The sequence below is a fragment of the Leptothrix toolikensis (SeqCode) genome (genome assembly GCF_057922285.1).
In genome coordinates, this window is sequence record NZ_JBYSVC010000109.1 from 1 (window position 1) to 6,787 (window position 6,787).

Consider the following 6,787-nt stretch of genomic DNA (forward strand, 5'->3'; position numbering starts at 1 on the left):
GACATCACCGAACGCAAGCTGGCGGAGATGTCGCTACGCAACATCATCGACAACGCCCCGTTCGGCGCCCATCTCTACGAACTCCAAACCGATGGCCGACTGGTCTTCATGGACACCAACCCCGCCGCCGACACTATATTGGGGGTGAACAACCAGTCGTTTATCGGCCAAACCATTGAGCAAGCCTTTCCCGGATTGATCCACACCGAGATTCCAACGGCTTATCGACGTGTTGCCGCCACGGGCGAGCGCTTTCACACCGAACAAATCGTCTATGCCGAAGGCAGTATCCAAGGCGCTTTTGAGGTTCATGCTTTTCAAACCGGCCCCAACCGGATGGCCGCATTCTTCTCTGACATCACGGAGCGGAAAAAATCCCAAGACGCCTTGGCCGAGTCGCGCAATTTGCTCCAAACCATCATCGACACCGCACCGCTGCGAATTTTCTGGAAAGACACAGCGCTGCGTTATCTGGGCTGCAACCCGGCTTTTGCCCAAGATGCCAGCAAAAACTCACCCTCCGAGGTGATCGGCAAGGACGATACTGAATTGAGCTGGTATGCGCAGGCTGAGCTTTATCGCCGCGATGATCGCGACGTCATGGCCTCCGGGCAGGGGAAACTGGCTTACGAAGAGCCGCAAACCGCACCGAACGGCACGCCGTTGTGGCTCAAGACCTCCAAAGTGCCGCTGCGCAATAGGGCCGAGGAAGTCATCGGCGTGCTCGGCATCTACGAAGACATCACCGAGAAAAAACGCATCGAACTGGCCCTGCAACGCAGCGAAGCCAGCCTCAAGCGGGCTCAAGCGGTGGCCCGTATTGGAAGCTGGTACATGGACGTTGCCCACGAGGCGCTGGAGTGGTCCGAGGGGACTTATCGCATCTTCGATTTGCCGCAGGGTCACCCGGTGACCTATGCCGACTTCCTGAGCTATGTGCATCCTGAAGACCGCATGGCGGTGGACAACGCTTGGCGGGCCGCCATGCAAGGCACGCCTTATCACATCGAACATCGCATCCAAGTCCACGGCGACGTCCGTTGGCTGGAAGAGCGGGCCGAGCTGAGCTTTGACGCCAGCGGGCAGTGGCGCTCCGCCTTGGGCATCGTCCACGACATCACCGAGCGCAAGCGCGACGAAGAGCGCATGGATTTCTTGGCGCGCTTTGATGCCCTCACGGGGCTGCCCAATCGCAGTCAACTCAAGGAACGGCTGCGCTACTCGCTCAGCTTGGCCAAGCATGGCAACGGCCAATTGGCCCTGATGTTTATTGATCTGGACCGCTTCAAAGACATCAACGACACCTTGGGTCACAGCGTGGGCGACACCTTGCTGGTGGAGCTGTCGCAGCGACTGCGCCGTAGCCTGCGCGACGAAGACACCATCTCGCGCTTAGGCGGTGATGAGTTCATCGTCTTGCTGCCCAACACCGATGCTCAAGGTGCGGAACATGTGGCCCAAAAACTGCTCGAAGTCGTCACCAAGGCCTACCAGATCGAGGCCTATGACCTCAACGTCACGGCCTCGATGGGCATTGCGATTTACCCCGAGGATGGAGCCGACCTCGAAACGCTCTCGCGCAATGCGGACGCCGCCATGTACCGCGCCAAGCAAGACGGCCGCAACGGCTACTGCTTCTTCACCCGCGAGATGCAAGCGCGCTCAGCGCGTGATCTGCAACTGATCAATGCCTTGCGTCATGCCTTGGACCGCCATGAATTCAGTCTGCATTACCAGCCACAAATCGCCTTGGCCGATGGCCGACTCACCGGGGCCGAAGCGCTGCTGCGCTGGCAGCATCCCCAACTCGGAGCCATCTCGCCCGCCGAGTTCATCCCGGTGGCAGAGGACTGCGGCTTGATCCTGCCCATTGGCGAGTGGGTGCTGCGCGATGCGGTGCAGCAAGCCAAGATCTGGCATGACGGCGGGCTGAAAGATCTGGTGATCTCGGTCAATCTCTCGGCGGTGCAATTCCGTCACCCCGATCTACCCGAATTGATCACCCGCATCCTCGCCCAAGCCGAGCTGCCACCCAGCTGCCTATCGCTGGAATTGACCGAGCGCGTGACGATGAACGATCCGCAAGCGGCCATCGCGGTGATGAACAAGCTGCACGAACGCGGCGTCTACTTGGCCATCGACGATTTCGGCACCGGCTATTCATCGCTGAGCTACTTGAAGAAGTTCAAGGTCACCAAACTCAAGATTGATCAGTCCTTCGTGCGCGACATCAGCACCGACGCCGAAGACAAAGCCATCGTCAGCGCCATCATCCAAATGTCCAAGAGTTTGGGCCTGCAAACGATTGCCGAAGGCGTGGAAACCATTGAACAACTCGCTTTTTTGCGCGAGCAAGGCTGCGATGAGGCTCAGGGCTATTACTACAGCAAGCCCCTGCCCGTGGATCAGTTCGAGACCTTTGCCAAGGCTTCAACGTGGGTCGGCATGCGCTCCAGCACTTGAGCGTAGGCAGCGCGGGCTTTCTTCACATCGCCCTGCCCACTGTAAGCCCGTGCCAAATAGACCAAGGCATTGGCATCAGAGGGGTAGCGCTCGGCCAGCTCGGCCGCATGGCGTGCCAGTTCAGGCCATTGGCGCTGCGCTTCTTCACAAACCAGCAATCGGCTATGGGCGGTGTAGTCCCAAGCCGATGAGGCGATCACCTTGCGCAACTCCAGTTCCGCTTCCTTCCAGCGCTGCTGGGCCATGAGCGGCAAACTAAGCGCCAAGCGAGCTTCGAGTGAACGCGGGTTGGCGACCAAAGCTTGGTTGTAGTCGCGCAGGGCATCGTTGTAGCGACCTTGCAGATAACTCAGCCACGCTTTGCGCATCAAAGCAAAAACATGGTTAGGCGTTTCACGCAGCACCGGATCAAGTGCGGCCTCAGCCAGTGCATATTTACCAGCAGCTTCTTGCTTATAGGATTCCGACCAAGCAGTCGATATATTCTGCGTTTGGCTATAAGCCATGCCAGATGCTAACAACACAACAATCACCCATGATTTTTTAATTAACTTCATGACATTTCCTTCGATTACCAAACAGAACGCACACCCACGTAGATATGCGACACAGAATAATGATTCGTCGTACCTTGGCTCACGGCTTCATAGGCGTGACGGCCCCCAGAAACATGCAGATCGGTGGTCGGCAGCAACGACCACTGCGCACCCCAACCCCATCCACCGCGCTGCATGTCCGATTGCGTATAAACCGTCGCTGCCTCGCCATCCACCCCATACAACCCCCGCCCCACCCGGCCACTGAGACTGAACTGGGTAGGGCACCACGCTTTACCGATTCCTGATCCCACAGCTTGAATGTCATGCGTCCAGCGCGCTTGCAGGGCTTCGGTGCCTGACAGGTTTTGGGTACGCACTGAAGCGGGAAAGCGAATCCACAACGCCCCCACACTCAGACGATCAGCCCCATCGTTCAGGCCCCACTCGATGGCCGGATGGAGCTGCCGCACCCGCAAAGCGGGGTTACCCAAGGCACTGTCGCCGTAGCGGCTGTCGGCATAGCCCAAGGTCAGGGTGATCGGCTGCTCAAAGCTGCGATAAGTCAACGACCCCGCCACAACCCGAACGGCATTGTTTTCGTGCGTCACATCGGTGTGATTGCTGTTGTCGATGGCGTAGATATCGCCACGCAAGGTCAAGCGGCCCGCCAAGCCATCGGGGGTCAGGTGCATGCGGGCCGAGCCAAAAAGCTCGTTTTGCTCCCAAGCCTGACCGACCAACCCCGTGCGCGCTACGCCCAGTGTGACGCCACCGCGTTCTAAATATTGCGCATCAAAAAAGACGCCGCTGGTTCTGAAACCTTGCTTTTGTGAGCTTGCGCTATCGACCCCGTCCACGGCATAAGGTGTCAATGCCAAGGCCCATTCGGCCAAAGCCAGCGTGATGCGCCAACGATGATTGGGATACGTAGATTTCATGATCGACATCCTATTTATCAATCAAGGATGAATCTTGGAAATCAACGAACACACCAGTTACACCAGATATCTCCAAGATTTCTCCCATCTATCTTCTAGCGCACTACCAGATCTATTTATACGATGCATTCATGCCACGAGCTGACCATCAACACATCAACATATCGAGAAAACATCATGCAAAGCGTTGATTCACAGCGACTGAAAGATCTGGTGTTAAGTGGGGTACAGCAAGGCGATAGCCACGATAGCCATGCCTTCGACACCCGCACAGGCCGCAGCTACAGCCTGAACCCGAGTGCTCGCCAGACCCTGCAACTGGCCCAAGCTGGGCACTCGCAAGCCGACATCATCAGCCAGCTCGCCAAAAACTACGCCCAACCATCGACGGTGATCACCGTCGGTGTCGAGGCCTTCTTTCAACATCTTCGCCGCACCCTGCCATGAACAGCCTGCCTTGGACGATTGCAGTCACGGGCATCAACGCCAAGCCCGAAAACCCCGGCCCCGGCTTGGCGGTGGCGCGCTGCCTGAGCGAAACACCCGGTTTTGCGGGGCGCATCCTCGGTCTGGGCTATGAAACCCTCGACGCCGGCCTTTATCACCCCGACGACTGTGATGGCGGCTACTTGCTGCCCTATCCAGCGGCGGGCAGCGAAGCCTTGATGGAACGGCTCGACGAGATCTTGGACGAGCAGCCCATCGATCTGATCATTCCCAGCCTGGACTCGGAGCTGCCCAACTTCATCGCGCTTCAAGGCCGCTTGGGCCAGCGTGGCGTGCGCATGCTGTTACCCAGCCGGGCGCAACTGCGCAGCCGCGACAAAGACCGCTTGCCCGCCTTGTGTGAACAAGCCGGCGTCGCTACCCCCAGGGTACGCACCATCAGCGATGCCGGTTTCTTCGAGCGCTGCACGCTGGAAGAAGAAGGGGCTTGGGTCTACCCCTTGGTGGTCAAGGGCGTGTTCTACGACGCCTACGTGGTTCACAACCCTGCCGAGGCCGCTTACCGCTTCCACCACATCGCCAAAACTTGGGGTTACCCCGTGCTGGTGCAAGCGTTTGTCGCCGGTGAGGAGGTCAATCTGACCGCTTTGGGTGACGGCACGGGCGCGCTGATCGGCCCGGTGATGATGCGCAAACAAGCCCTCACCGACAAAGGCAAAGCCTGGGCGGGCGTGGTCATTGACGATCAAACCTTACTGCTTGCCGCTCAGCAACTGATGCAGACCTTGAAGTGGCGCGGGCCGCTGGAACTGGAGATGCTGCGCGACGCCAACGGCACCTTGCACCTGATCGAGATCAATCCCCGTTTTCCAGCTTGGATCTACCTCTCGCACGGCGTGGGCCGCAACCTACCGGCCGCCCTGCTAGCCCTGATGCGGGGCACTGCAGTGGCCGATCTCGCCTTGGCCGCTCCGCAACCTGGTGTGAGCTTCATCCGCCATGCCCGCGAGCTGATCGTGCCCATGGCCGACATCGTCAACGTCACGCTGTACGGCACCACCCATCGCCCTTCGCCCCGAGTCGCACCATGAGTACCACCATGACCCCCGCCCACGCCACCGCCACGACCACAACCACGACCACACCCACTTGGGAAGCCCCCCGCATCACCCCGCTTGAATTCAATCAATTGAATAAATTCGGTCAACGCCGGGTGCGCTCTGAAGCCCAAGACCACATCGACGGTGTCTTGGTCGCCGAGCTGGTCGAACGTTTCGGCTCACCCCTGTTTGTGACCTCGGAAAAGCGCCTGCGCAGCAATATCCGTCGCCTGCAACAGGCCTTTGCCACACGGGGCGTCTCGGCCGTGCATGGCTGGTCCTACAAAACCAACTACACCAGCGCGATCTGCAACGTCCTGCACCAAGAAGGTTCATGGGCCGAAGTGGTCTCGCGCTTTGAGTACGAAAAAGCCCGCCGTCTCGGGGTGCCGGGCCATCGCATCCTCTTCAACGGCCCCAACAAGCCGCGCGCTGCCTTGGAGCGGGCCATCGCTGAAGGAGCGCATCTGCATGTGGACCACCTTGACGAGTTGGATCTGATCGAGGCCATCGCCCGTGAGCGCGCCGAAGTGGTGCCGATTGCCCTGCGCCTGAACTTTGCCACCGGCTTTACCGAGCCTTGGAGCCGCTTCGGCTTCAACTTGGAGTCGGGTCAGGCGCTGGAAGTCATCGCCCGTGTCAAAGCCAGCGCGCATCTCAAGCTGGTAGGGCTGCACAACCACATCGGCACCTTCATCCTTGATCCACGCGCCTACGCCGTGCAAGTCAAGATCCTGTGCGGACTGATGCAGCGCATTGAGGCTGACGGCCAGATCAAACTTGATTACCTCGATATCGGCGGTGGCCTGCCCTCACGCAACGCCTTGCAAGGCGTCTATCTGCCGCCCGATCAAGTGGTGCCGGAGCCTGAGGAATTCGCTGAAGCGATCTGCACCGCCTTCTTGGCCGGCACCGCCTACCGAGCTGAGCGACCCCAGCTGATCTTTGAGAGCGGTCGGGCGGTGGTTGATGACGCTCAAGTGCTGATTACCTCGGTGGTGGGGCGCAAGACTTTGCCCAGTGGGGCCCCGGCCGCCATCTTGGACGCGGGCATCAACCTGCTCTTTACCGCCTTTTGGTATCACCACCCCGTGCGCTTGGCTTCGCCGCCGCGCGGTCAGCCACGTGAAACGGTGCTCTACGGTCCGATGTGCATGAACATCGACGTGGTGCGCAACAGCGTGCAGTTGCCGCCGCTCGAACCCGGCGATCAGCTGGTCATCTCGCCAGTCGGGGCCTACAACAACACCCAGTGGATGCAGTTCATCGAATACCGCCCAGCGGTGGTGATGATCCACAC

6 protein-coding genes are annotated in these 6,787 nt (G+C 59.4%); 4 read left to right on the top strand and 2 right to left on the bottom strand.

Features of this window, described 5'->3' with window-relative positions; genetic code table 11:
- On the top strand, nt 1-2,463 hold a 2,463-nt coding region (locus AC3VI7_RS11760), incomplete at its 5' end, for a sensor domain-containing protein (protein WP_489671551.1).
- On the opposite strand, the gene AC3VI7_RS11765 is transcribed toward AC3VI7_RS11760, so the two are convergent.
- Together AC3VI7_RS11765 and AC3VI7_RS11770 are read right to left on the bottom strand one after the other, a co-directional pair.
- Nucleotides 2,406-2,969 carry a tetratricopeptide repeat protein gene (locus AC3VI7_RS11765; protein WP_489669319.1) on the bottom strand — a complete coding sequence of 188 codons (564 nt, stop codon included), beginning with the start codon at nt 2,967-2,969 and terminating at the stop codon, nt 2,406-2,408. The genes AC3VI7_RS11760 and AC3VI7_RS11765 overlap by 58 nt on opposite strands.
- Nucleotides 2,970-3,034: 65 nt before the next feature.
- Nucleotides 3,035-3,940 (bottom strand): hypothetical protein, encoded by a 906-nt coding sequence (locus AC3VI7_RS11770; protein ID WP_489669320.1) that lies wholly within the window; start codon nt 3,938-3,940, stop codon nt 3,035-3,037.
- 177 nt (nt 3,941-4,117) lie between these two features.
- On the opposite strand from AC3VI7_RS11770, the gene AC3VI7_RS11775 reads away from it, so the two are divergent.
- The 3 genes from AC3VI7_RS11775 to AC3VI7_RS11785 all read left to right on the top strand — a co-directional run.
- Nucleotides 4,118-4,387: a PqqD family protein gene (locus AC3VI7_RS11775; RefSeq protein WP_489669321.1), complete on the top strand. Its 270-nt coding sequence runs from the start codon at nt 4,118-4,120 to the stop codon at nt 4,385-4,387.
- Nucleotides 4,384-5,478 carry an ATP-grasp domain-containing protein gene (locus tag AC3VI7_RS11780; RefSeq protein ID WP_489669322.1) on the top strand — a complete coding sequence of 365 codons (1,095 nt, stop codon included), beginning with the start codon at nt 4,384-4,386 and terminating at the stop codon, nt 5,476-5,478. Before AC3VI7_RS11775 ends, AC3VI7_RS11780 begins: the two co-directional genes overlap by 4 nt.
- The coding region (locus tag AC3VI7_RS11785) for an alanine racemase (RefSeq protein ID WP_489671552.1) at nt 5,475-6,787 on the top strand (1,313 nt) is incomplete at its 3' end. The genes AC3VI7_RS11780 and AC3VI7_RS11785, both read left to right, overlap by 4 nt.

Excerpts from the sequence above, each read along its gene's own strand:
- AC3VI7_RS11765 (WP_489669319.1), bottom strand. The coding sequence starts at position 2,969 with ATGGCTTATAGCCAAACGCAGAATATATCGACTGCTTGGTCGGAATCC.
- AC3VI7_RS11775 (WP_489669321.1), top strand. The coding sequence starts at position 4,118 with ATGCAAAGCGTTGATTCACAGCGACTGAAAGATCTGGTGTTAAGTGGG.
- AC3VI7_RS11770 (WP_489669320.1), bottom strand. The coding sequence starts at position 3,940 with ATGAAATCTACGTATCCCAATCATCGTTGGCGCATCACGCTGGCTTTG.
- AC3VI7_RS11780 (WP_489669322.1), top strand. The coding sequence starts at position 4,384 with ATGAACAGCCTGCCTTGGACGATTGCAGTCACGGGCATCAACGCCAAG.